Origin of the sequence: Micromonospora sp. NPDC023814, from assembly GCF_040639595.1 — a bacterium.
Taxonomy (GTDB): domain Bacteria; phylum Actinomycetota; class Actinomycetes; order Mycobacteriales; family Micromonosporaceae; genus Micromonospora.
Window position 1 is genome coordinate 1 of sequence record NZ_JBFAAF010000075.1, and the last position, 22296, is coordinate 22296.

The 22296-nt window shown below is 73.7% G+C and carries 18 protein-coding genes; 7 read left to right on the forward strand and 11 right to left on the reverse strand.

Going from position 1 to position 22296, the window contains the following annotated elements; genetic code table 11:
* Nucleotides 1-34: 34 nt before the first annotated feature.
* The 6 genes from AB0G14_RS28990 to AB0G14_RS29015 form a co-directional block, all read right to left on the reverse strand.
* Nucleotides 35-631 carry a cell wall protein gene (locus tag AB0G14_RS28990; RefSeq protein ID WP_350685971.1) on the reverse strand — a complete coding sequence of 199 codons (597 nt, stop codon included), beginning with the start codon at nt 629-631 and terminating at the stop codon, nt 35-37.
* 13 nt (nt 632-644) lie between these two features.
* Nucleotides 645-1058: a hypothetical protein gene (locus AB0G14_RS28995; protein ID WP_350708163.1), complete on the reverse strand. Its 414-nt coding sequence runs from the start codon at nt 1056-1058 to the stop codon at nt 645-647.
* 102 nt (nt 1059-1160) lie between these two features.
* Complete coding sequence (locus tag AB0G14_RS29000) at nt 1161-1727, reverse strand: GNAT family N-acetyltransferase (RefSeq protein WP_357702778.1); 567 nt, start codon at nt 1725-1727, stop codon at nt 1161-1163.
* An 11-nt stretch (nt 1728-1738) separates the two neighbouring features.
* Complete coding sequence (locus AB0G14_RS29005) at nt 1739-4219, reverse strand: ATP-binding cassette domain-containing protein (RefSeq protein WP_357702780.1); 2481 nt, start codon at nt 4217-4219, stop codon at nt 1739-1741.
* Entirely contained in the window at nt 4216-5160 is a 945-nt protein-coding gene (locus tag AB0G14_RS29010; RefSeq protein ID WP_357702782.1) for an ABC transporter permease, read from the reverse strand. The genes AB0G14_RS29005 and AB0G14_RS29010 overlap by 4 nt, the downstream gene beginning before the upstream one ends.
* A complete protein-coding gene (locus AB0G14_RS29015; RefSeq protein WP_357702784.1) occupies nt 5157-6734 on the reverse strand; it encodes an ABC transporter substrate-binding protein in 1578 nt (525 codons plus the stop codon). The genes AB0G14_RS29010 and AB0G14_RS29015 overlap by 4 nt, the downstream gene beginning before the upstream one ends.
* 172 nt (nt 6735-6906) lie before the next feature.
* Between AB0G14_RS29015 and AB0G14_RS29020 the strand changes: the two genes are divergently transcribed.
* The 3 genes from AB0G14_RS29020 (at nt 6907) to AB0G14_RS29030 (ending at nt 10410) form a co-directional block, all read left to right on the forward strand.
* On the forward strand, nt 6907-9357 hold the full coding sequence (locus AB0G14_RS29020) for a PEP/pyruvate-binding domain-containing protein (RefSeq protein ID WP_357702786.1): 2451 nt from the start codon (nt 6907-6909) through the stop codon (nt 9355-9357).
* A 12-nt stretch (nt 9358-9369) separates the two neighbouring features.
* A complete protein-coding gene (locus AB0G14_RS29025) occupies nt 9370-9954 on the forward strand; it encodes a TetR family transcriptional regulator C-terminal domain-containing protein (protein WP_350708174.1) in 585 nt (194 codons plus the stop codon).
* A 96-nt stretch (nt 9955-10050) separates the two neighbouring features.
* Nucleotides 10051-10410: a hypothetical protein gene (locus AB0G14_RS29030; protein WP_357702788.1), complete on the forward strand. Its 360-nt coding sequence runs from the start codon at nt 10051-10053 to the stop codon at nt 10408-10410.
* A gap of 56 nt (nt 10411-10466) precedes the next feature.
* Here the strand turns inward: AB0G14_RS29030 and AB0G14_RS29035 are convergent, their stop codons facing one another.
* Both AB0G14_RS29035 and AB0G14_RS29040 read right to left on the reverse strand, forming a co-directional pair.
* On the reverse strand, nt 10467-12335 hold the full coding sequence (locus tag AB0G14_RS29035; RefSeq protein ID WP_357702790.1) for an adenylyl cyclase: 1869 nt from the start codon (nt 12333-12335) through the stop codon (nt 10467-10469).
* Nucleotides 12336-12524: 189 nt separating this feature from the next.
* The gene (locus AB0G14_RS29040; RefSeq protein WP_357702792.1) at nt 12525-13715 is read right to left on the reverse strand and encodes a hypothetical protein; all 1191 of its coding nucleotides are present in this window, start codon (nt 13713-13715) and stop codon (nt 12525-12527) included.
* Nucleotides 13716-14193: 478 nt separating this feature from the next.
* Between AB0G14_RS29040 and AB0G14_RS29045 the strand changes: the two genes are divergently transcribed.
* Nucleotides 14194-16668, forward strand: a complete 2475-nt coding sequence (locus AB0G14_RS29045; RefSeq protein ID WP_357702794.1) for a low temperature requirement protein A — start codon at nt 14194-14196, stop codon at nt 16666-16668.
* Between the two features lie 420 nt (nt 16669-17088).
* Here AB0G14_RS29045 and AB0G14_RS29050 read toward each other — a convergent pair whose 3' ends face one another.
* Nucleotides 17089-17988 carry a bifunctional helix-turn-helix transcriptional regulator/GNAT family N-acetyltransferase gene (locus tag AB0G14_RS29050; protein WP_357702796.1) on the reverse strand — a complete coding sequence of 300 codons (900 nt, stop codon included), beginning with the start codon at nt 17986-17988 and terminating at the stop codon, nt 17089-17091.
* A 117-nt stretch (nt 17989-18105) separates the two neighbouring features.
* Here AB0G14_RS29050 and AB0G14_RS29055 point away from each other — a divergent pair, with 117 nt between their 5' ends.
* The 3 genes from AB0G14_RS29055 to AB0G14_RS29065 all read left to right on the forward strand — a co-directional run bounded on the left by AB0G14_RS29055 (nt 18106) and on the right by AB0G14_RS29065 (nt 19647).
* Nucleotides 18106-18312: a hypothetical protein gene (locus AB0G14_RS29055; RefSeq protein WP_357702798.1), complete on the forward strand. Its 207-nt coding sequence runs from the start codon at nt 18106-18108 to the stop codon at nt 18310-18312.
* A 156-nt stretch (nt 18313-18468) separates the two neighbouring features.
* Nucleotides 18469-19239, forward strand: a complete 771-nt coding sequence (locus AB0G14_RS29060) for a rod shape-determining protein (protein WP_357702800.1) — start codon at nt 18469-18471, stop codon at nt 19237-19239.
* Nucleotides 19240-19374: 135 nt separating this feature from the next.
* The gene (locus AB0G14_RS29065; protein WP_357702802.1) at nt 19375-19647 is read left to right on the forward strand and encodes a potassium transporter TrkA; all 273 of its coding nucleotides are present in this window, start codon (nt 19375-19377) and stop codon (nt 19645-19647) included.
* A 96-nt stretch (nt 19648-19743) separates the two neighbouring features.
* Here AB0G14_RS29065 and AB0G14_RS29070 read toward each other — a convergent pair whose 3' ends face one another.
* Nucleotides 19744-20739: an esterase family protein gene (locus AB0G14_RS29070; RefSeq protein WP_357702804.1), complete on the reverse strand. Its 996-nt coding sequence runs from the start codon at nt 20737-20739 to the stop codon at nt 19744-19746.
* 73 nt (nt 20740-20812) lie between these two features.
* A complete protein-coding gene (locus tag AB0G14_RS29075; protein WP_357702806.1) occupies nt 20813-21928 on the reverse strand; it encodes a DUF4185 domain-containing protein in 1116 nt (371 codons plus the stop codon).
* Nucleotides 21929-22296: the final 368 nt, after the last annotated feature.

Here is a 22296-nt window from a genome sequence, read left to right on the forward strand (position 1 = left end):
GTCCGCGGCCGCGGACCGCCCGGAGGCCGCGCCGTCAGGCGGCGGCGTAGACGGTGGCGATGTCGATCTCGTTGGTGTCCGGGTGCCAGGCGCCGAGCACCTGAACGTGCCGGCCGACCCGCAGCAGCGACATGTCGCTGACGGCCGGGGTGCCGTTGTAGACGGCGGCGGACCGGTCCGGCACGACGTGCGCGACGATCCGACGGCCCTTGTGGTCGAGGTGCAGCACGTTGCGGCCGACCGCCGCGATGTGCCCGTGCAGGTTGACGATGTTGACCCACACGGCGTCCGCGGCGAGCGTGCCGTCGGGCAGGCGAACGCCGCGGGCGTAGAGCCCGTCGCCGACGGCGACCCGGTCGAACGTGGTCGGGTGCAGCTTCCAGATGCTCGTGCCGTCGGTGATCCGGATCGAGTGGAGCACGGTGTCCGAGCCGGTGACCAGCAGCATGTTGCCGGAGATCGTGCTGATCCGGCCCTCGGCGAAGTTCGGGTCCGGCGTGCCGGGTTCGACGGTCGCGGCGTCGGCGGCGAACGCCGCCTCGGGGGCGAGCGAGCCGAGCCCGGTGGCGCCGACCACGCCGCCGAGCGCGGCGGTGGCGAGCAGCCGGCGGCGCCTCAGGGTCTGGTCCATGGGGTCCTCCCGTTCAGACGCTGTCGACCGAGCAGGGCCGCAGCCCGGTGGAGAGACTGGCGATCGCGCTGTACGCCGCGGGCGTCAGGTCGATGATCCGGTTGCTGCCGCAGGCCGAGCCGCAGCAGGTGCGCTCGCCGCAGAACAGGTCGGTCTGCGGGCCGCAGTCGGCGATGGCGGTGCCGACCCGGGCACCGTTGCAGAGGTTGGTGGTGTAGTGCCGGAAGCCGCAGCCGCGGCGGCTCATCCCGCTGATCCCGCACACGTGCGGGCGGGTGATGGCCAGGCACGCGTCCGAGGTGTTCGGCCAGGCGTGCTGGTAGTTGCCGGACGAACAGGTGCCGCAGGCACCACCACCGGCCGAGCCGCAGGGACCCCAGGCGTTGCCGCAGCAGAACCACGACACCTCGCCTCTCAGAGCAACCACGGGTACCTCCCCTCCAGATCCGATCAACAGCGACAATCATCGATATAGGAGGTGATTGTTGTGGCGTAAATCATCGAAGTCAATGGATGACTGGAAGGATTCTTACGCCCGCGCTCGGCGGCCGGCCAGCGGGATGCGGAAGTGGACGGTCTGGTGGGTGTCGGCCCGGCCGTCACGCGCGTCGTGCACCGGCTCGGCCACCGCCCGCCAGAACCGTTCGGCGCCGTCGACGCGGGTGTCGGTGTGCAGGTACAGGTCCCGGTAGCGGGGTTGCCGGCCGACGAAGTCGACGGCGAGACCGACGAGGGCGCGGGCGAGCCCCCGGCGGCGGTGCTCGGGCCGGACGTAGACCCGGAAGAGCTGCGCGGTGGACTCCTCGGGAAAGCGTTCCGCGAGGGAGCGCGGGTGCGGTGGGCTCTTCGGCGCCGCGGCGCGGACGGCGGTGGTGCCGACGACCTCGTCGCCCCGGGTCGCGACGAACAGGGCGTGCGGTTGCGGCGTCAGGTAGGTGCCGGCCAGGTCGATGACGTCGTGGTGCCAGTCGGGACGGTAGCCGTGGCCGAACTCCCGGTAGAACGTGGCGAGCATGACGCTGCGGGCCCCGTCGAGGTGCCGGCCGTCGGCCATCCGCACCTCGTACGCGCCCACGCCGTGTCGGTACTGCCGCATGGTCTCTCCCCTCATCGTGTCGCCGCCGCCGGATCCGCCCGCCGTTCCTCGTCGTCCCGTTGCCGACACTGCGGGGCGGCGGGCAGCAGCGCACGGGTCAGCGGGTGTCGGGCCGCGCCGAGCAGGGCGTTGGCGGGTCCCTGCTCGACGACGCGTCCGCCGTCGAGCACGACGATCCGGTCGGCGAGGCGGGCCACGACGTCGCGGTCGTGACTGATCACGACCAGCGCCAGGTCGCGGCGTCGGCGTAGGTCGTCCAGCAGCGCGAGGATGCGCTCCCGGGCGTCGCCGTCCAGGCCGGCGGTGATCTCGTCGCAGATCAGCACGCGGGGTTCGCCGGCGAGGGCGCGGGCCAGTGCCGCGCGGTGCAACTCCCCGCCGGAGAGCCGGTCGGGCGTGCCGGCCACGGTGTGTTCGGCGAGGCCCACCTGGTCGAGCAGGCGCAGGGCGGTGCGCCGGGCCTCGGCGTCGGTGGCGCCCCGCAGGCGCCGGACGGCGCGGGCGACCTGGTCGAGGACCGGGCGGTACGCGTCGAAGCTCGCCCGGGCGTCCTGGAACACGTACTGGACGGCCGCGAGGTCGCGCCGGTCCCGCCGGTCGAGGTGCGGGTCGAGGCGTCGGCCGGCGAGCGCGACCCGGCCGCCGGTCGGCGGGTGCAGCCCGGCGACGCAGCGTGCCAGCGTCGTCTTGCCGCTGCCGGACCGGCCGACCACGGCGAGGCACTCCCCGGCGGCGACCGTCGCGCCGACGCCGCGGACGACGGTGCGCCGGAGACCCCCGTGGCGGTGGGTGGCCACGAGGCCGGTGACGGCGAGCAGCGGTGGGGCCTCCCGGCCGGTGCCCGGGCCCCGGGTCGGCGGGACGGGTGCCTCCTCCTGCCGGTCGTGGTGGTCCCGCGCCGTCAGGACCTCGGCCGTCGGGCCCTGCGCGACGGCGGTCCCGTGGCGCAGCACCAGGACGCGGTCCGCGACGGCGCGGACGAGAGGCAGGTCGTGGCTCAGCAGGACCACCGCCATGCCGTGGCGGGCGAGCGCCGTCAGTTCGCGCGCGACGTCGCGGCGGGTGAGCGCGTCCTGCCCGGTGGTGGGTTCGTCGGCGACGAGGAGGACCGCCCGCGAGAGCAGGGCGTGGGCGATGACCAATCGCTGTTGCTGCCCGCCGGAGAGCTGGTGGGGGAAGCGCCGCAGGAACCGGCGGTCGGTGGGCAGGGCCATCCGGTCGAGCACGTCGGCCACCGCCTGTCGACGCGCGCGGCGGGTCCGGCCGGGCGGGTGGCGCCGGGCGATCTCGCCGAGCACGGCGCCGACGCGGCGAAGGGGATGGAGCGCCGCGGCGGGCTGCTGGGGGACGTACCCGACGGTGCCGGCCGGGGGCGGCGTGCCGGCGGCGACGGCCGAGCCCGCCAGCGCGATCCCGCCGGTGAGGCGGACGCCCGGCGTGGTCTCGCCGAGCAGCGCCCGGCCGGTGGTGGTCTTGCCGCTGCCCGACGCACCGACGACGGCGAGGATCTCCCCGGCGGCGAGGTCGAAGGACACCCCGTCGACGAGCCGTCGCTGCCCGGCCGCGGCGGTCAGCCGCCGCACCCGCAGGAGCGGCCCGTCGGGCGGCGGTCGCCGATCCGCTCCGGGAGCCTGCGGGCCGCAGCGGCGGTCCCGGCGGGACGGGTGCGCGCCCCGGACGGGCGGCGTCCGGTCCCCGGGCGGCGGGGCCGGGTCGGCGTGGGCGGCCAGCACCTGGTCGGCGACCAGGTTGACGCCCACCGCCAGGGCGACGACCAGCGCGGCCGGTACGACGACGGCCCACGGTTGCAGGAACAGTCCGGTGCGGTTGCGGTCGACCATCACGGCCCAGTCCGCGGCGTCGGGGGCGACGCCGACGCCGAGGAAGCTGGCCGTGGCGACCAGGTAGACCGCGCCGACGAACCGGACCCCGGCGTCGGCGATCAGGACCCGGCGGACGCCGCGCCCCACGTACCCGCCGGCTCGGCGCCACCACGTCTCCCGGTGCAGGCGCATCGCCTCCATCGCCGGCCCGTGGGCGAGCGGCAGGGCGGCGGCCCGGGTGACCCGGGCGATCTCGGGAAGGGCGACGAGCGCCACGACGCCGACGAGGGTGGCCGGCCCGGGCCGTGCGACGGCGGCCACCAGGATCAGCAGCAGCAGGGACGGCACGGCGAGGACCAGGTCCAGCGGGCGCATGAGGATCTCGTCGACCCACCGGCGGCGGGTCGTCGCGGCGAGCAGGCCGACGGGGACCCCGACGAGGTAGGCCAGCAGGGTGGCGGCCACGGCCACCAGGACCACGGACCGGCCGCCGAGCAGCACCTGGTGCAGGACGTCCCGGCCGACGAAGTCGGTGCCGAGCGGCCCGTCGGGGGCGAACGGCAGACCACGGGCAGTGGCGTCGCCGGCCAGGGCGGGGCCGAGCACGGCGAGGCCGAGCGGCACGGCGAGCAGCAGGCCCGCGCCGAGCGTACGCAGCGGGGGCCTCACCGGACGGCTCCGGTACGTGGCGCGAGCCGGAACGCCACCAGGTCGGCGATCAGGTTCACGGCCACGGCGGTGACGGCGACGAGCACGCACAGTGCCTGGACCGCGGGGACGTCCCGGGTGGAGACGGCGTCGACGAGGGCGGTGCCGAGACCGGGTACGACGAACACCGCCTCGACGACGATGACGCCGCCGAGCAGCCAGTCGGTGGTGCGGGCGAGCTGCTGGGCCACCGGGGCCAGGGCGTGGGGCAGCGCGTGGCGCAGCCAGAGTCGGCCGCCGGTGATGCCGAGACGCCGGGCGTGCCCGACGTGGTCGGCGCGCAGCGCGTCCACCATGCCGGCCCGGGTGAGCCGGCTGATCGTGCAGACGGGCCGGGCCAGCAGGACGAGCAGGGGCAGGACGAGGACCGCCGGCCGCGCGGACAGGTCGGCGCCGAACGCCGTGGGCGGCAACCAGCCGAGCTGTACGCCGAACCCGGCGACGAGCAGGACCGCCAGGGCGAACTCCGGCACGGCGTACAGGGCGACGGACGCGGCGGACAGCGCCCGGTCGAGCCGGCCCCCTTCGCGCCGGGCGGCCAGCATGCCGACGCCCACGGCCAGCGGCACCAGCACCGTCAGGGTGAGGGCCGCCAACAGCACGGTGGCGCCGGCACTGTCGGCGAGCCGCTCGGCGACCGGCCGCTGGGAGACCAGCGAGACGCCGAGGTTGCCCCGGAGGAGGCCGGTCAGCCAGTCGAGGTAGCGCTGCCAGGCCGGCTGGTCCAGGTGCAGGTGCGCGCGGATCAGGGCGATGCGGGCCGGGTCGGGTTGGTCACCGGCGATCACCACGGCGGCGTCACCGGGCAGCGCCTCGGTGAGCACGAAGACGACGGTGGCGACGCCGACGACCTGCCCGACGCCGAGCAGCAGCCGCCGGACGGCGTAGCGGGGCAGGCTCATCCCAGCCAGACCTTGTCGAAGCGGGCCCAGTCGAGGGTGTTGGCGGGGGCGTCGGCCGAGACGCCGCCGACCCGTGGGCTGGTGGCGACGAGGAAGTCGGCGAAGCCCCAGATCAGGAAGCCGCCCTCGGCGTGCAGCATGCGCTGCATGTCGCCGTACGCCTGCCGCCGGGCCTGCTCGTCGGCGCTGGAGACGGCCCTGGCGTAGTGGGCGTCGAAGTCGGGCCGGGCCCACCTGGTGGCGTTGGTGGTGGAGTGGGTGAGCAGCCGCTGGGAGATGTGCGTCTCGATGGGCATGGCGCCGGAACGGTACGACGCCAGCACGCCCGAGCCGAGGATGTCCCTCCAGTAGGTGTCCTTGTCGCCGATCCTCGGTTCGACGACGAGGCCGGCCTTCCTGGCCTGCTCGGCGAAGACGCTGGCGGCCTCGACGAAGCCGCTGGCCACCGGCGCGGTGTCGAGCGGCACGCGCAGGCCGCGGGCGCCGGCCCGGTCGACGAGGAACCGGGCCCGGTCGAGGTCGTGGGCGCGCTGGGCGATGTCGTCGGCGTAGTGCTGGTAGCCCTTGCCGAACAGGTCGTTACCGACCTGCCCGGAGCCGGCGAGCACGGTGTCGACGAGCTGCCGCCGGTCGGTCAGCAGGAACATGGCCTCGCGCAGGTCGCGGTCGTCGAACGGGGGACGGTCCACCTTCATCGCGAAGGACTGCATGGTGCTGTTCGGCATCCGCGTGACGGTCATCCGGCGGTCGGCGGCGTACGTGCGGGCGGTGGTCGGGGTGACGTCGTGCGCGTAGTCCACCTGGCCGGCGAGTAGGGCGTTGACCCGGGCGGACTCCTCGTTGCTGGTCAGGTACTCCAGCTCGTCGAGGTGGGCCGCGCCGTCCCAGTGGTCGGCGTACCGCCGCAGCAGCAGCGACCGGCCCGGCCGCCAGGTGTCGAACGTGAACGGGCCGGAGCCGACGGGGTGGTCGAAGGTCTCCGCGCCCTCGGGGACGATGTAGGCGCCGAAGGCCGCGAGGGCGTTGGGGAACTCGGCGAAGGGTCGTTTGAGGGCCAGCTCCACGACGCGGTCGCCGACCGCCCTGCTCGCGGCCAGGTCGATCATGTCGAGGCTCGCCCGGGCGCGGAAGGCCCGCGTCGGGTCGGTGATCCGCGCGTAGCTGTACAGGACGTCGGCGGCGCGTACCGGCCGGCCGTCGTGGAAGGTGGCCTGGCGCAGGGTGATCCGCCACCGGGTGAGGTCGGTGCCGGGTTCCCAGCCTTCGGCGAGGCGGGGCCGGATGGAGACGTCGGGGCCGTAGTCGGCGAGCTTGTCGAACATCGCCTTGGCCCGCGACGCCTCGTTGAACAGGTTCGCCAGGTGGGGGTCGAGAGTCTCGTTGGCGCCGCCGCCGGCGAACGCCGCCCGCAGCCGCCCGCCGCGCCGGGGCCGGCCGGACGGGGCGCCGCCCGGGCCGGTGTGGACGCCGCAGCCGGTCAGCGCGACACCGGTCGAGGCGGCGGCGGAGAGGGCGGCGGCGCCGAGCAGACCGCGGCGGGTCAGCCTCGGCGTGGCGGTGGGCGAGAGGGCCATGCTGGCGGGTCCTTCCGGAGGCAGGTGGAACGTCGTGCGAGCGATTCGCCAAACGATAACGGTTTCCATTTGCGCTTCCGCCGGGAGGGTCGCCGGAGGTTATGGCATTGCACCTGCATTGCGAACGACGTACGGTGATGGCAATGCAGGTGTATTGCAAAGGGGTGTCGGCATGCGTGTGATCGCGTTGTCCGAGGTGACCGGGGACATGACCGAGCTGGTGGGCGGCAAGGCGGCCCGGCTGGCGGAGCTGGCGCGGTCGGGCGAGCGGGTGCCGGACGGCTTCTGCGTCACCACCGCCGCCCACGAGCGGGGCGTGGTGCCGCGGGCCGAGGTCACGCAGGCGTACGAGCGGCTCGGCGGGGGACCGGTGGCGGTGCGCTCCAGCGCGACCGCGGAGGACCTCCCGGACGCCAGCTTTGCCGGGCAGCAGGACACCTTCCTCGCCGTCACCGGGATCGCCGATCTCCTGACGGCGATCGAGGGATGCCGGCGCTCGCTGCACGACCCCCGCGCCGTCGCCTACCGCGACGCCCACGGGATCGACCACGCGTCGGCGCGGATGGCCGTCCTGGTGCAGCGCATGGTCGACCCGGTGACCGCGGGTGTGCTGTTCACCGCCAACCCGCTCACCGGCTGCCGCACCGAGATGATGGTGGAGGCGGCCGAGGGGCTCGGCACGGCCGTCGTGGACGGCAGCGCCGCCGTGGAGCGGTACGTCCTCGACGGATCGCCCCGGGCCGGTGCCGGCCTGCTCACCGCCGAGCGGCTGGACGAGCTGCGGGACGCGGGTCGTCGCCTCCAGGAACGGTTCGGCTGCCCGCAGGACGTCGAGTGGGCCTACGACCGGCAGGGCGTGCTCTGGCTGCTCCAGTCGCGGCCGATCACCACGCTGTTCCCGCTGCCGCCGGAGACCGGGCGGCCGGCTCCCCGGGTCTACCTGGAGTTCGGCCACGTGCAGGGTATGCGGCAACCCGCCACCCCGATGGGCATGTCCACCCTGAAGTCGCTGGTGGCGGCGATGCTGGCGTCGTTCGGCCTGACCGTGGAGATCACCGACATCGGCGGGCGCCTGTACGGCGACCTGACCGACCTCGCGCGGCACCCGTCGACCCGCAAACGGCTGGTCAAGCTGATGGCGGTGGACTTCGGGCCGCGGGCCCAGGCGGTGATGGAGCACGTGCTCGCCGACCCGCGTTTCGCGCCGCTGCCGGCTTCCGGTCCGGGGCGTACGGCCACCGGCCCGGCGCTGCGGACCGCCGCCCGCGCGGCGACCGGGGTCGTGCGGGCGCTGGCCCGCCCGGAGGCCGCCCGGGCCCGGCTGTTCCGGGAGGTCGAACGTCTCCGGGTCGGCTCGGCCGCGCCCGCCGGGCTGGACACCGCCGCCGAGCGGCTGCGGTACGTGCGCGACGAGGACCCGGCGGCCGGCCCCGACGACATCGTCTGGCCGATCGTCGCCGGGATGCTCGCCGCCACGCTGCCGGCCGCGCTGCTGCGGGGCGTGGCCGGCCCCGGCGAGATCGACACGGTGCTGGGCGGCATGCCGCACAACGTCACCATCGAGATGGACCTGGCGTTGTGGCGGCTGAGCCAGCAGGCCGCCGCGCACCGTCACCTGCTGCTCGCCACCCCGCCGCACGACCTGGCCACGGCGTACGCGCGGGGAACGCTGCCCGACATCGGCCTGGCGGCGTTCCTGGACCGCTACGGCCACCGCGCCGCCGCCGAGGTCGACCTCGGGGTGCCGCGCTGGGACGAGGACCCGACCCCGGTCTTCGCGATGATCGCCAACTACCTGCGCGTCACCGACCCGGAGCAGGCCCCGGACCGGCGCTTCGCCCGCGCCGCCGAGGCCGCCGAGGCCGCCTGCGCGGACCTCGTCGCCCGGGCGCGCCGGCGCCGGCCCGTCCGCGGCCGGATCGCCGGATTCCTCCTGCGCCGGGCACGGATGCTGGCCGGCCTGCGGGAGGCCGGCAAGTTCGCCGGCCTCTACCGGCTGCGGGAGATGCGCCGTCAACTGCTGCTCGTCGGCGCCGAGCTGGCGGAGCGGGGGCTGCTGGGGCGGCCCGACGACATCATGTTCCTCACCCTCGACGAGGCGCACGCGGCCGTGCACGACGGCGCCGACCACCGCTCGACGGTCGCCGCGCGCCGCGCGACGTACCGGCGGGAACTGCGCCGCCCGGCGGTGCCGGTGGCCCTGCTCTCCGACGGCACCGACATCGAGGCCGTCCTCGCGCCGCCGCCGGCCCCGGACGGCGCCCTCCGGGGGGTGGGCGCGGCGGCGGGCCGGGCGACCGGCCCGGCCCGGGTGGTCCACGACCCGGCCACCGCCCACGTCGAACCCGGCGACGTGCTGGTCGCTGCCACCACCGACCCGGGTTGGACGCCCCTGTTCCTCACCGCCGCCGCGCTGGTCACCGAGACGGGGGCGGTGATGGCGCACGGCCCGACGGTCGCCCGGGAGTACGGCATCCCCGCCGTCATCTGCGTCCCCGACGCCACCCGCAGGATCCGGACCGGCCAACTCGTCACGGTGGACGCCGCCGCCGGCACGGTGGCCCTGCACCCCGCCCCCAGGGCCGCGGAGCCGTCGGTGGTCGGCGAGGCGTCCGCGTCGTGACAGCATGAGGCCATGCCGAAGAAGGTCGACCGCCACGAACGGCGCACGCTGATCGCGGCCGCCCTGATGCGCGTCGCCGCGCGTCAGGGCGTGGAGGCCGTGAGCCTGCGTCACGTGGCGGCCGAGGCCGGGGTCTCGGCCGGAATGGTCCAGCACTACTTCCGCACCAAGGACGAGATGATGGCCTTCGCCATGACCGTCGTGCGGGAGCGCAGCCAGGCCCGGGTGACCGACGCGATCGCCCGGCTCGGCGAGGACCCGGCCCCCCGGCTGCTGCTCCGCACGATGGTCGCCGCGCTGCTACCGCTGTCCGAGGAGTCGCTCGCCGACGGGCGGGTAGCCCTGGCGTTCCTCGCGTACGCGGCGGTGCGGCCGGACGTGGCCGCCGGCATGCGCGAGGACACCGACCAGCTGCGCGCCTTCGTCGCCGGTCTCATCCCGGGTCCCCGGCGGGACGAGTACGCGGCCGGCGTGCTGGCGCTGATGGAGGGGCTGGGTGTCCACCTGCTCGGCGGCCACTACACCGCCGAGCAGGCGCTCGCCGCGTTGGACGCCCACCTCGACCTCGTGTTCGCCGGCGGCGGGACGTCTCGATAAAAGTTTTCGTCTCCATTGATGATCCTCTTGGAACTTATCTCCAGAGCGACTACCCTCCTGGGGACCACCTACCGTCCATCGTGGAGGAGACTGGTCATGCGCAAGCTGATGTCAGCGGTCGGAGCGGGGGCCCTGCTGACCGTGGGGTTGTTGGCCGGCGCCGCCCCGGCGCAGGCGGCGAGCTGCACCCTCGTGCAGTCCGAGATCTACAACGGCGCCAACATGATCGCCTGGTCCCAGGGGCTGCAGGGCTGTTCGGGTGACGTCTACTGGGAGATCCAGTCGGGCGACGCGGGTGGCTGGCAGGTCGCGCAGAGCGGCACCACGCACTACGACAACGCGGTCCAGAGCTACTACGGTGACGTCGAACTGCCGTGCTACCTGCGGGTCTACGCGAAGTTCGGCAGCCAGGAGAAGCTGACCCAGCCGGTGCAGAACTACAACTGCGCCGGCTGACGCCCGCCGGCACGGGCCGCAGCCGCACGGCTCCGGCCCGTGCCGAGAGCCGCCGCTCAGGGCGTCGGATACCGGGCGACGTAGACCGGCGCGCCGACCCGGGTCGGGTCGGCCGGCCCGCCCACGCCGTTGACCACGTGGTCGATGGTGCCGGCGCTGAGGTTCACGGTCATGACGTGGTGCAGCCGCACGCCGGGCGTCACCGGCACCTCGAAGCCGTTCTCGGTGTGGATCGACGGGTTGTTCTGGTTGAACACGTAGACCCCGCCGCCGTGCAGGGTGTGGTGCCGCACCCGGTCGTCGACCTTGTAGCCGGCCCAGCCCTCGACGTCGCCGTCCATCCAGTCCGCCTGCGTCGGCGGATCGTAGGGAAGCTCGTTCTGGTAGAGGATCGTCGTGCCGTGCTCGCCGGTCCAGACCGTGTTGTACCGCTGGAAGTGCTCGACGAACAGGCCGGTGGCCGTCACATGGTCGCCGTTGACGACGACGCCGTGGCGGCCGGTGTTGGTCCGCCAGCGATCGGTGTCACCGTTCACGCCCTCGGTGAAGCCCTCGACGCCGTGGTCCCCGCGCCACACCCAGGTGTGGTCGATGAGGACGTGGTCGGCGTTGACCTCCAGCGCGGTGTCCGCCCTGCCGACATGCGGCCCGCCGACCCGGAAGTACACGTCGGACAGCGTGATCGGGTTGCGTGGGGTGCTGGCGTTGCGGCCGTGCTCGCGGCCCACCCGCAGCAGCACCGGCGACTCGGTGGGGCCGGCGTCGACGGTGACGCCGGCGACGACCACGCCCGGGACGCCGGCGACGTCCAGGGGTACGGCGCCGTCCACGGCGGTCAGCGTCGCGTGGCCGAGGCCGAGGACCACGGTGTCGGGCCGCCTGACCTCGATGCTGCGCGCGATGTCGTACACACCGGGGGTGAGCAGCAGGTGCCTGCCGCGCGCGAGCTGGCGGTTGATGACGTGCACCGGGTCCGACGGCCGGGCGACGAAGAAGTCACGGATCGGGATGCTCCGGCCCGGTGTCGTGCCCGCGCCCCAGGAGATGCCCCGGCTGTCGCGCCGGGCGGCGGGTACGCGGACGTGGTACCCGCCCTTCGCGTCGACGTACAGGTAGGGCTTCTCCCGGCTGAGCGGCGTGGTGTGCAGCGTGGTGTACGGCGGGTCGGGGAAGCCGGCGTCGTCGGGGGCGCCCACGGTGCCCGCGAAGACCTGGTTCCACACCGCGTTGGACCAGCCGCCGACCTCGCTGTTGCGGGTCAGCCACTGCTGCTGCGAGCCGTTCGTGGTGAGGGGCAGCCGCGAGTCGGCGATGAAGCCGCCGCTGGCGTACTGCGGGCCCGCCGTGCAGTAGTCCATCAGGGACAGCCCACCGCCGCTGATGTCGAGCCGACGCATCGACACCGCTTGCGACACCGCCCAGAAATTGGCCGACGAGCGGCAGCCGTCCTGGCCGGCGGCGTTGACGGCGATCGACAGGTTGGACAGGGTGCGCCAGAAGTTGACCAGGGCGATGCAGTTGCCCGTCCCGCCGCCGGAGAGGCACCGGTTGTAGACCTCGACCTTGCCGTTGATGCCGACGTCGGTGGGGGAGACGCCCAGGCCGGCGACCTCTGTGTAGTAGCCGACCCTCACCTGCAGCGGCTGCTCGGCGGTGCCGTACGTGCCGGGCATGAAGAGGTACGCGTGCCGCGCGGTGCCCATCTCGTCGTCGACCTGCCGGGCGTGCGCCGCGTCCAGGGTCGCCTGGATCTCGCCGACGGGCATGCCTGGATCGAAGATCGTCACGTGGGGCCCGAAGTCCGGCGTGCCGGGGCGGGGCGGCCCGGCGGCGGCCGTGCCGGCGGTGCTGGCGGTGGTCGTCAACACGAGGCCGAGCACGAGCGCCCGGCCGAGTCGTCGTCCGCGGGTGGACTGGGTTCTCATGGGGACCGTCCTCTCCGTGAGAGCGCTCTCTCGACGTGGCATGTTTCTACCCCGTCGATGGAGCCGCGCGCTACGGCAACGGGCCTCGATCTTCGCTCCGCACGGCGCGACCCGGTGGCGCCGTGCGGACGGACCGACGGCGCCACCGGGTGCGGCCCGCGCATCAGGCGGGACGACCTCCGGGCGGGATCACCCCGTCCCGACGGGGCGCTGGTGGGCGCCGGTGATGTCGGTGCCCGCGATGTGCGGCGTGGAGCCGGTGACGAAGAGCCGGTAGCCGTCGTGGTAGCCGAGGTAGGAGCCACGCTGGTGGTGGGTGACCCGCAGGTTCAGCCGCGTGCCGGCGGCAACCTGGACCTGGATCGTGTCGGCCAGCTCGACGGAGTTCGACACGGCGAGCACCCGCCCCGTGTCGTCGGTCAGCCGCAGGTCGAAGTCGTCCACGAGCGCCGTGCCACCCGCCGCGCCGCTCGGGTAGTCCAGGTGGTTGTTCGCGGCGCTGGTCACGTACCCGGACAGGGTGGCGAGGTCGTAGCGCATCCACTTCGGGACGACGTTGACGGTGACCCACTGGGTGCTGTGGGAGGTGAACCGGTAGTCGACGGAGCTGCCGGGCGACAGCGTGCTGCGCTCCACCATGAACGAGGTGTCGTTGCCGTAGCCGAGACCGCGGGCGTACTCGTCGCGGTATTGCTCGTACAGCTCGTAGCTGCGGGTGGAGGTCCCGTACGGCACGGTCGCGGTACGGCGTACCGCGCCGCCGCTGGTGACGTACGCGCCGTCGGCCGTGCGCCCGAGCCCGTGCGCGCCGGCCGGGCCGAGCGGACCCAATGGGCCGAGCGGGCCGAGCGGCCCGACGGGGCCCAGCACGCCCCACACGCCGCCGGCCTGGACCTGCTTGCTGAAGTCACCCAGGCTGGGCAGCGTCTCGTGGTACGCCTCCGGCGACAGCGGGCCGTCGGGGCCGAGCGGGCCCCACTCGCTCATCGGCCCGCCGTACCAGCCGAGCATGCCTGCCCAGTCGTCCCAGACCGTCCCGGTGATCCAGCTTGACGGGTGCCACGGCTCGACGCCGATCGGACCGGCGACGCCGAGCGGCCCCCAGGGGCCGATCAGCCCGTAGTGGCCCAGCGGACCCATGGGCTTGAGGTAGTCGGCGGGGCGCAGCGGGTCGCCGGAATAGGTGGTCTGCACCGTGGGGCTCACCGTGGACAGGTCGCCGCCGAGGGCCTCCACCGAGGTCGCCGACACGTAGCCGGTGTCCGCGGCCCGGGCGGGGGGCGCCGCCGCGGCGACGCCCACCGTGGCGGCGAGCAGTGCGGTGAGAAGGCGCCGTCGGGCCGGCGTCACCCGGCGGCGTGCTGCGGATGTCCCCTGCATGTGTCGTGCTCCCGTGTCGTGTCGTCGATGGACCTGGCCGGCGCCCCGGCATGCCCGGACACGCGTCACCGCAGCCGACGGCGCCGCCCCTCTGGAATGGGCGGAGACGGGTGGCGGGTAGTGCCTCGGCGTCGGAAATCACGTGCCGACCGGGCCGGGAAACCGGCCCACAGAGCCTACAAAAGGACGGGCCGCGCGGGGAATCCGAGAAAGCGTGACTTTCGTCTTCTTGACTCCACCACGGGCCGCCGCCGCCAATGCGGCGGCGCCCGACGGCTCGCCCGCGACGATTTCGGTGGACGACTGGAGAATCCGGGTGGGCCGGCAGGGAAATGACGCAGAAATCGACGGCGCGAAATGCGGACCTGTCGTCGCCGCCCCGCGCGGACCGCCGGGCGCGCCGGCCGGGCGACGCCGACCCCCGGGCCCGCTTCCCGGATCCGCTGTCCACCCCGCCGGGCCTTGGCAGAGTGGGTGCGTGACCGAGAAGGGGCCGACGGTGGCGGCCGGCCGGATCCAGCTGGTCGGGGAGTCCAGCGCGGTCAGCCGGCTGGAGCTCTTCCTCGACCTGATCTTCGTCTTCGCCTTCATCACCGTGTCCGGCACGGCCGCGTCCGACCTGACCGTCGCGAGCCTGCTGCACGGCGTGGTGCTGCTGGTCCTGCTGTGGACCTGCTGGCTGTCGTACGCCTGGCTCGGCAACGTCGTCCGGGTGGACCGGGGCGTCATGCCGGTGGTCATCTTCGGCCTGGCGGCGCTGATCCTGGTCGTGGGGGTGACCCTCAACGAAACGTTCTCCGACAAGCCGGGCGGCCTGCACGGGCCGCTGGTCGTCGTGGTCTGCTACCTGGTCGTCCGCTCCGGCGCGCTGCTGGTGGCCACCGTCGCCGTCTGGCGGGATCCCGCCGCCCGGCGTACGTACCCGCGTGTCTGGGTGCCCCTGCTCGCCGCCGCGCCGTTGTTGCTGGTCGCGGGCCTCCTGCCCATCGGCACGTTCGGTGCCGACGGCGAAGCCCGGGAGTGGGTCCGCTTCGCGCTGCTGCTGGCCGCGTTCCTCGTCGAGTACCTCGGGATAGCGATCATCGGCGTGGGCTGGTGGCGCGTCCAGTCCGTCAAGCACTGGACCGAGCGGTTCCATCTGATCATCCTGGTGGCGTTCGGCGAGATCATCATCTCGGCCGGCACGGGCCAGGGTGTCGGCTGGGCCAGCCCGGTCACCTGGGGGGTGGTCGGGGGCGCCGTGCTCAGCATGCTGCTGGTGGGCGTGCTCTGGTGGACGTACTTCGACATCGCCAGGTTCTCCGCCGAGGACGCGCTGGAACAGGCCTCCGGTGTCGCCCGCGCGCGGCTCGCCCGGGACGCGTACACGTTCCTGCACCTGCCGATGATCGTCGGGTTGATCCTGCTCTCGCTCGGGCTCAAGCACACGTTCAACAACGTGGCGTTCCAGTCGGTGCGGTCGGAGCCGGCGCTCGGCCTCTTCGCCCTGTACGGCGGGGTGGCGCTGTACCTGATCGCCCTGATCGCCTTCGAGCGCAGGACGATCGGCATCTGGGGCCGCGGGCCGCTCGTCGGCCTCGTCCTGGTGCTGGCGCTCGCCCCGGTGGCGGCGCGGACGCCGGTGGTCGCCCAGCTGGGGCTGCTCGCCGCCGCAGTGGTCAGCCTGGTCCTGCTCGACCGTACCGTCTTTCGGGTGCGGCACCGGGCACTGCACCGGGCGATCGAGCCGGTCACCGAGCGCTCCACCGGAGTCACGCCCAAGGAACTCTTCCTCGACCTGGTCTTCGTCTACGCCTTCATCCAGGTCACCGAGCTGATGACCGCGCAACCCGGCTGGCGCGGGCTGCTCCAGGGGCTGGCGGTGCTCGTGCTGCTCTGGTGGGCGTGGTGCAGCTACGCCTGGCTCGGCAGCTCGTTCCGCACCGAGAACGCCCTCGCCCGGCTCCTGCTCCTCGGCGCCGCGGCGGGCATCCTGGTGATCGCCATCGCCGTGCCGGCGGTCTTCATCGACCTGCCCGGCGGCCTGCCGGGACCGCTGGTCTTCGTGACGTGTTACGGCCTCGTGCGCGCCCTGAACTTCGTCGCGTTCTGGACGGTCGCCCGGAAGGACCGACTGTTCCGCGGCCAGTTGGTGCGCCTCGCGGCGTCGGCCGCCGTGGCGCTCGCGCTGCTCTACGCCGCCGCCATCCTCTCGCCGTCGTCGGACGATCCGCAGGCCTTCGAGCCCATCCGCGCCGCCCTGTGGGCGGCGGCCATCATCGTCGAACTCGGCAGCGGTTACCTGCTCAACGCCCGGCACTGGCCGGTCCGCTCCGCCGAGCACTGGGCCGACCGGTTCGGCCTGATCATCCTCGTCGCGCTCGGCGGAGCGATCGTCTCGACCGGCGCGTCGGTGAGCAACCGCGCGGTCTCCGTGCCCGTGGTCGTCGCCTCCGTGCTGAGCCTGGTGGTGGTCGCGATGCTCTGGTGGGTGTACTTCGACGTCGACGCCACCGCGGGGCAGCGAGGCGTGCAGAGACTGCACGACGGCCGGCGCAGCCGGCTCGCGCTCGAGGCGTACACGTACTCGCACCTGCCGATGATCGTCGGGGTCGTGCTGGTCGCGCTCGGGCTGCGCAAGACGGTGGCGGAGGTCGAGCGGGTCGCCGGACCCGTCGGGTGGTGGGACATGTCCCACCTCACCCTCTACGGCGGGGTGATCGTCTTCCTCCTCGCCGACCAGGCCTTCTGGTGGCGCATCCAGCACCGGGTCCGTGGCCTGCGGCTCGTCGCGATCGTGGCGCTGGTCGGGCTGACGGCGGTGACCACCACGGTGTCCCGGCTGGCGGGGCTGGCCGTCCTCGCCGGCGCCCTGTGCGCGTTCGCGCTGGCCGAGGCCGTCGGCACCCGCCAACTGCGGCACGCCGCGCACGACCCGCTGGTCCCGGAGTCGTCCGCGCCGCCCCAGCGCTGACCGGGCGCCGCAGGGAGCTGCTTGCCCGCCGACCGCCCACTGGCGAGGCCGTTCGGCCGGAAGCCGCCGCGTCGTGACCACTCCGATCAACGCTCCGCGATGGTTTCCGCGCCCGCCGAGTCGGCCCGGAAGAAATGCCGGGGCCCGTCATTCGGTACGCCGGAGACGGCAATTCCCCACCGTCGTCATCGTCACACGGCAATGGGGGTGGGCCACACGGAGAAACTACCCGGATTGGTGCCCCGGCCCATGGCGGTCAGAGCAGAATGCGCGCAGCGGGAACGAGGGCCGGCGTCAATTGATTCGCCATTCCCGTCGCCCTGCTGGCGTCGTTCCGCCCCGTTGCCCGTCGCCCGTCGCCCGTTGCCCGTCGCCCGTCGCCCGGGCTCGCCGTCGGGCGGCGGCGTGGCGGTCGACACGTCACGGCGTCAGGCGCTTCTCGAACCAGTGGTGCGCGTAGTGCTCGGTGTTGTAGGGCTCGATCTCCCGGTAGCCGGCCGCGCGGTACATCGCGATCGCCTCGGTGAGGTTGCGATTGGTGTCCAGCCGGACGGCGGTCCGGCCCCGTGCGGCGGCGTGTCGTTCCAGCTCGCCGAGCATCCGCCGCCCGACCCCGAGCCCGCGTACGGTGTCCGCCACCCAGACCCGCTTGATCTCGGCGGGCGCGTCGCGGTGGAGCTTGACCGCGCCGCACCCGACGGGCTCGCCGTTGAGGGTGGCGAGCAGGAACAGGCCGGCCGGCGGGACGAGGTCCTCGTCGTGCACCGGGTTGCTCCGGCTCGGATCGAACCCGTCGTCGAAGCGTCGGGAGACCTCCCGGGCATAGGCCCGCGTGGAGGCCCGGGCCCGCGGGTCGCCGGGCGGGCAGGGTGCGATGACCACCATCGACGCGACGAGCAGCCGCTCGACCTCGGCCATCGCCGCGACGAGCCGCTCCCGGCGCCGCGCGGACAGCGGCGCGAGGATCGACGAGGCGAACTCGTCGGAGCGCCTGTCGAGTTCGGACCACTCCGCCCGGCCGGCGTCGGTGAGCGTGGCGACCCGTACCCGCCCGTCGCCCCCGAAAGGGTCGGAGGGCCCGACGGTGACCAGCCCGTCGTGCTCCAGGGTGCGCAGGAGCCGGCTGAGGTGGCCCGAGTCCAGCCCGAGCCGGGCCCGGAGCGCCGCGACCTCGCTGCCACCGGGGCCGATCTCCCACAGCACCCGCGCCTGCGCGAGGGGACGCCCGCGCGCCATGTACGCGTCGTCGAGGGCGCCCACCCGCTGGGTCACCGTCCGGTTGAACCGCCGCACCGCGGCGACGAGCTGATCCGAGGTCATGAAACCTGACTTTAGTCAGCTATCTGTCCCGGCGCCAGGGCTTGCGGAACCGGCGGCCGGGTGGCGCCCGTCGAACGCCGTGGCCGAGCGGCCGGTCGCCCGGCTATGGTGTCGGCCATGCAGGATCGGCACGGTCTCCGCCGCGTCGGCAAGCGCGTCTCGCTGTCGGCGCTGCTGATGCTGGCCGTGCTGGTCATGGTGCTGTCGGCGGCGCGGGCCGTCGGGCTGTGCATCGTGTTCCGGTGCACGCGGCGGGCCGTCCCCGGGTGCGTGCCGGCGTGGTCGGCGGACCGTGCTCCGCCCAGGCTGACGTTCGCCGTCTGAAGCCTGTTCGCCTCCCGACGCCCTACGGCGCCGGCCCGTGGCTTGGAGCACCATGCCGACCCTGCGTCACGACACGTGCCCCCGTTCCCTGTCCGTCGGTGACGGACCGCCCCGACCGACGACGTGCGCCGCCGCGCCCGCTCCGGCGCGGGGGCGATGAGCATGCTGGCTCCCGGCGCGTACGCCCGCCTCGGCGTACGGCATCCCGTCGCCCTCGACCTCGGCACGTCGACGGTGCGCGTGTGGACCCCGGTGCACGGGGAGGTCGTCACCGAACCCGCCGTCGTCGCGCGGATACCCTCCGGCGGCCATGCCGTCGGGCGCGCCGCGATGGACCTGCGTGCCACCAGCGGCGCGAAGCTGTTGTGGCCGGTGCGGCACGGCGTGGTGGAGGACTTCTTCACCTGCGTACACCTGTTGCGGGTGGTGGCGGCGGCCGCCGGGCGGCCGGGCGACGACGTCTCACCGGTCGTCGTCGGCGTGCCGGCCACCGCCACGTTGCAGCAGAAGAACCTCCTCGTCGCGGTGGTCCGCCGGGCGCTCGGCGGGCGCGTCGCCACCGTGGAGGAGCCGCTGGCGGCCGCCCTGGCCTGCCAGGCCGACCTGGACCGGGACGATGTCGTCGCCGTCGACATCGGGCACGGCCGCACCGAGATCGCCCGCATCGCCGACCGCGCGGTCGCCGCCGCCGAGCACGTCGACGTGCCCAACGCCGTAGACCAGGTGCCGTTCATCGCGGCCGCCGTGCGCCGCGTCGGCGCCCGCCCGGTCGGCCCGGGTCGACGTCGGCTGCTGATCACCGGCGGCGGGGCGGCGCATCCGGGGCTCGCGGCCCGGCTGGCCGCCCTGACCGGCCGCACCGTCACGATGCCCCCGGATCCGCACCTGGCCACGCTCGCCGGCCTGCGCCTGCTGCTCACCGGCTGACCCCAGGCGACGGTCCCGCACGGCGAGGCGACGACGCGCCGTGCCTGCCGTCGCCGCCGCAGCCGGACGTGCCCCTCGTCCGGCCGTCACCGCACCGCGCCCACGGCTGCGGTTCCCTCATTACCTGGAGTTCCGATGGACGTCGAACTGACACCGCTGCCCGGCATCGGTTTTCGCCGCATGTTCACCACCGACGCCGGATGCCGCGTCGGGGTGGTGACCCACTACGCCGGCGGCCGGCGTGAGTTGGTCTACCACGACGGCGACGACCCCGACGCCACCCGCAGCATCATCCTCAAACGCGACGAAGCCGTCGCCCTCGCGGGACTGCTCGGCCTCCTCGACGTCTTCGACGTCACCATCACCGCGCCCGACGATCCCGGCCGGCAGCCCGCCGCGCCGCGGTGAGTGCCCGCCGGCGCGCGGATCCCGCGCACCGCGCAGCCTGCGACGACGTCCCCGCCGCGCCACCCGAGCCGTGGCGCGGCGGGGACGTCGACGAGGTCAGCCGGCGCGGCGGAGGCGGCGGAGCATGCCGTCGAGGTCCTGGACGAAGAGCTCGTGCCGGAAGTAGTGGCCCCCGGGAACCTCGCGCCACTCGTGCGGGATGCCGGCGCGGGCGAGAGCCGCCCGGAACTCGCGCTGGCCGGCCAGCACCTGGGTCTCGTTGACGGTGTCGAACCAGTTGACCGGGTCGGGCGAGGTGCCGGCGGCGAGGAAGACGCGCTTGTTGTGGTAGCTGCCGATGCGCTGGACGGGGTTGTCGGCGCTGACCCGGGCCTCGTCCCACAGCGGTGCGCCGTAGACCGTGCCGCCGCCCAGGTCCAGCGCCGCCGAGGTGGCGTTGGCCCAGTGCACGACCAGGCCGAAGTCCCGGCGCAGGCTGGCCGGACCGGAGTGGGAGCTGACCGAACAGAAGTGGCCGTAGTACTTCGCGGCGTACTTGAGGGCGCCGAACCCGCCCATCGAGAACCCGGCGACCGCGCGTCCGTCGTACTCCGGGAACGTGCGGAAGTTCGACTCGATCCACGGCAGCAGTTGCGCCATGTGGAAGGTCTCCCAGTTGCGGGGACCGGTGTTGCTGTGCACCGGGTTCGAGTACCAGCCGGTCGAGGCGTCCGGCATGACGACGATGATCTCCCGGCCGGCGGTGAGATTGATGATGTTGTCCTGCAGGTGGAAGGTGCGGAAGTCGGCTCCGCCGCCGTGCAGGAGGTACAGCACGGGATAGCGCCTGCCGCTGGTGTGGTAGCCGTCGGGCAGCAGGACGTTGACCGCCGGGTTCCACTCGACGGCGGCGGTGGCGAAGCGGTAGTACTGCAGCCGGCCGGGGTTCTCGTTGCGGTCGACGATGTGCAGGCCGTGGCCGTCGACAGCGGCGACCGCGGGGGACGACGCGGAGAACGCCCCGACGAACGCTCCGGCGGCGGCGACTCCCGCCGTGCCGGCCAGCAGGCGCCGGCGGCTCACCCGACGACGGACGTTGCCACTCTCGCTCATGGTTTCCCTCCAGCGCCGGGGCCGCGTCGACCCGGCGTGACGACTGCTGCGCGCCCGCCTCCGTCCGGCGGGTTCACGCCGACGCGACGAACTGACTGACGTGGTACGCGGTGCTCCGGTTGTCGGGCGTCCTGGTCCACTTCGACACCATCAGGTGCAGGTCGTTGGCCCGGCGGCTGGACCACGGGTGGATGAAGCCGCCGTAGAGCCCGGGCTCCTGCCACGACGTGACCTGGACCTTCTCCGCCGTCCAGACCTGGTCCGGCCCGCCGGCGGTGCGGGTGACGATGCAGCCGGTCGCGCAGTTGAGGTAGGACATCACCCAGGTGCCGTCGGCGAGCCGCCGCACCGACGGCTCGCCGAACCGGCCGGTGAGGATCGGCGTGCACGGGCGGCCCCAGCCCCAGTTGCTGCCGTTCCAGCCCCAGCCCTCGTAGGACTCGGGATAGAAGAGCCGGTCCCAGCGAACGCGGCGCAGCATCATCGGGCCGTCCTGCCGGCCCGAGCGCACCGAGAAGACGTACACCCAGTCTCCGTCGCGCTGCATCGTCCACATCTGGAAGGGGTCCGTGTTGGTGCCGTCGTTCCACCACTTCAGCGGCGTACGGACGAAGTCGTTGCCGTTGTCGCTGTAGGCCAGCCCCGCGTAGCGCGACTTCCAGTGCGGCCCGGCGGGGCCGGCGGAGTTCCAGTTCTCGATGCTCATGTACGAGACGAGCTGGCGGCCGGTCTCGGGGAAGCTGATGCCGTCGTTGGGGATGACGGTCACCTCCCAGAGGCCGTCGATGCCGACGCCGTTGTGGCCGTTGTGCATCAGCTCGGGAGCCCGCCCGTTGCCGGCGACCCGGGCGGCGCTGTCGAAGACGATCCCACCGCTCGACCCCGGGTGGACGTAGGAGCGCAGCATCACCGGTGAACGCCAGTCGTTGGGCAGCGGCGGGCCCTCCGGCCACGGCGTGTTGAAGGTGTCGCCGAACAGGTAGCCGATGGAGCCGTTCTCCAGCACGTACGGTATGCCGAGGTCGGTGCCGGCGACCTGCCACCGGTGGTTGGTGTCCAGGTCGGCGCCGGTGAGGCGCTTCTTCCAGTAGGCGGCCTGGGCCGCGCCGGGGGCCAGGGCCGGCGCGACCGCGGCGGCCGCGCCGACCACGGCGACCTTCCCGAGCAGTGAGCGGCGGTTGATCGTCATGACCGTCCTTGTCGCGAGCGGGCGGCGGGCAGGGCGGAGAACTGTGGCGCCGGAACGGATGCCGACCCGGTCAGCGATCCCCGTCGATGTGTAGCTGGAAGCTACGGCCAACGTCCGGTGCGGTCAAGCGCGCTCCAGCGCCGAAGGATGTTTACGGGTGGCTAGTGACACCCTGCCGGAAACTTTCGTCAATCCATTGACAGGCGTCACCGCCTTCTTCAGACTCGCGCCATCGGAGCCCCGCTCGCCCGCGCTCCGAGCACCGCCCAGACCGACCGGCGGGCCGGCGCGACCGCAGATCGCGCAGCCCGTTCCCGCAGCCGCCACCACCGCAGCGAGGAGCCGCCCGTGCGTACCGTAGGCATCGT

What these genes read in the sequence shown, in the direction of transcription:
- AB0G14_RS29065 (WP_357702802.1), top strand. Translation starts at nt 19,375, where the DNA reads ATGGACGTCGAACTGACACCGCTGCCCGGCATCGGTTTTCGCCGCATG.
- AB0G14_RS29035 (WP_357702790.1), bottom strand. Translation starts at nt 12,335, where the DNA reads ATGAGAACCCAGTCCACCCGCGGACGACGACTCGGCCGGGCGCTCGTG.
- AB0G14_RS29070 (WP_357702804.1), bottom strand. Translation starts at nt 20,739, where the DNA reads ATGAGCGAGAGTGGCAACGTCCGTCGTCGGGTGAGCCGCCGGCGCCTG.
- AB0G14_RS29030 (WP_357702788.1), top strand. Translation starts at nt 10,051, where the DNA reads ATGCGCAAGCTGATGTCAGCGGTCGGAGCGGGGGCCCTGCTGACCGTG.
- AB0G14_RS29075 (WP_357702806.1), bottom strand. Translation starts at nt 21,928, where the DNA reads ATGACGATCAACCGCCGCTCACTGCTCGGGAAGGTCGCCGTGGTCGGC.
- AB0G14_RS29055 (WP_357702798.1), top strand. Translation starts at nt 18,106, where the DNA reads ATGCAGGATCGGCACGGTCTCCGCCGCGTCGGCAAGCGCGTCTCGCTG.
- AB0G14_RS29050 (WP_357702796.1), bottom strand. Translation starts at nt 17,988, where the DNA reads ATGACCTCGGATCAGCTCGTCGCCGCGGTGCGGCGGTTCAACCGGACG.
- AB0G14_RS29020 (WP_357702786.1), top strand. Translation starts at nt 6,907, where the DNA reads ATGCGTGTGATCGCGTTGTCCGAGGTGACCGGGGACATGACCGAGCTG.
- AB0G14_RS29000 (WP_357702778.1), bottom strand. Translation starts at nt 1,727, where the DNA reads ATGCGGCAGTACCGACACGGCGTGGGCGCGTACGAGGTGCGGATGGCC.
- AB0G14_RS29040 (WP_357702792.1), bottom strand. Translation starts at nt 13,715, where the DNA reads ATGCAGGGGACATCCGCAGCACGCCGCCGGGTGACGCCGGCCCGACGG.
- AB0G14_RS28990 (WP_350685971.1), bottom strand. Translation starts at nt 631, where the DNA reads ATGGACCAGACCCTGAGGCGCCGCCGGCTGCTCGCCACCGCCGCGCTC.
- AB0G14_RS29060 (WP_357702800.1), top strand. Translation starts at nt 18,469, where the DNA reads ATGAGCATGCTGGCTCCCGGCGCGTACGCCCGCCTCGGCGTACGGCAT.
- AB0G14_RS29015 (WP_357702784.1), bottom strand. Translation starts at nt 6,734, where the DNA reads ATGGCCCTCTCGCCCACCGCCACGCCGAGGCTGACCCGCCGCGGTCTG.
- AB0G14_RS29010 (WP_357702782.1), bottom strand. Translation starts at nt 5,160, where the DNA reads ATGAGCCTGCCCCGCTACGCCGTCCGGCGGCTGCTGCTCGGCGTCGGG.
- AB0G14_RS29025 (WP_350708174.1), top strand. Translation starts at nt 9,370, where the DNA reads ATGCCGAAGAAGGTCGACCGCCACGAACGGCGCACGCTGATCGCGGCC.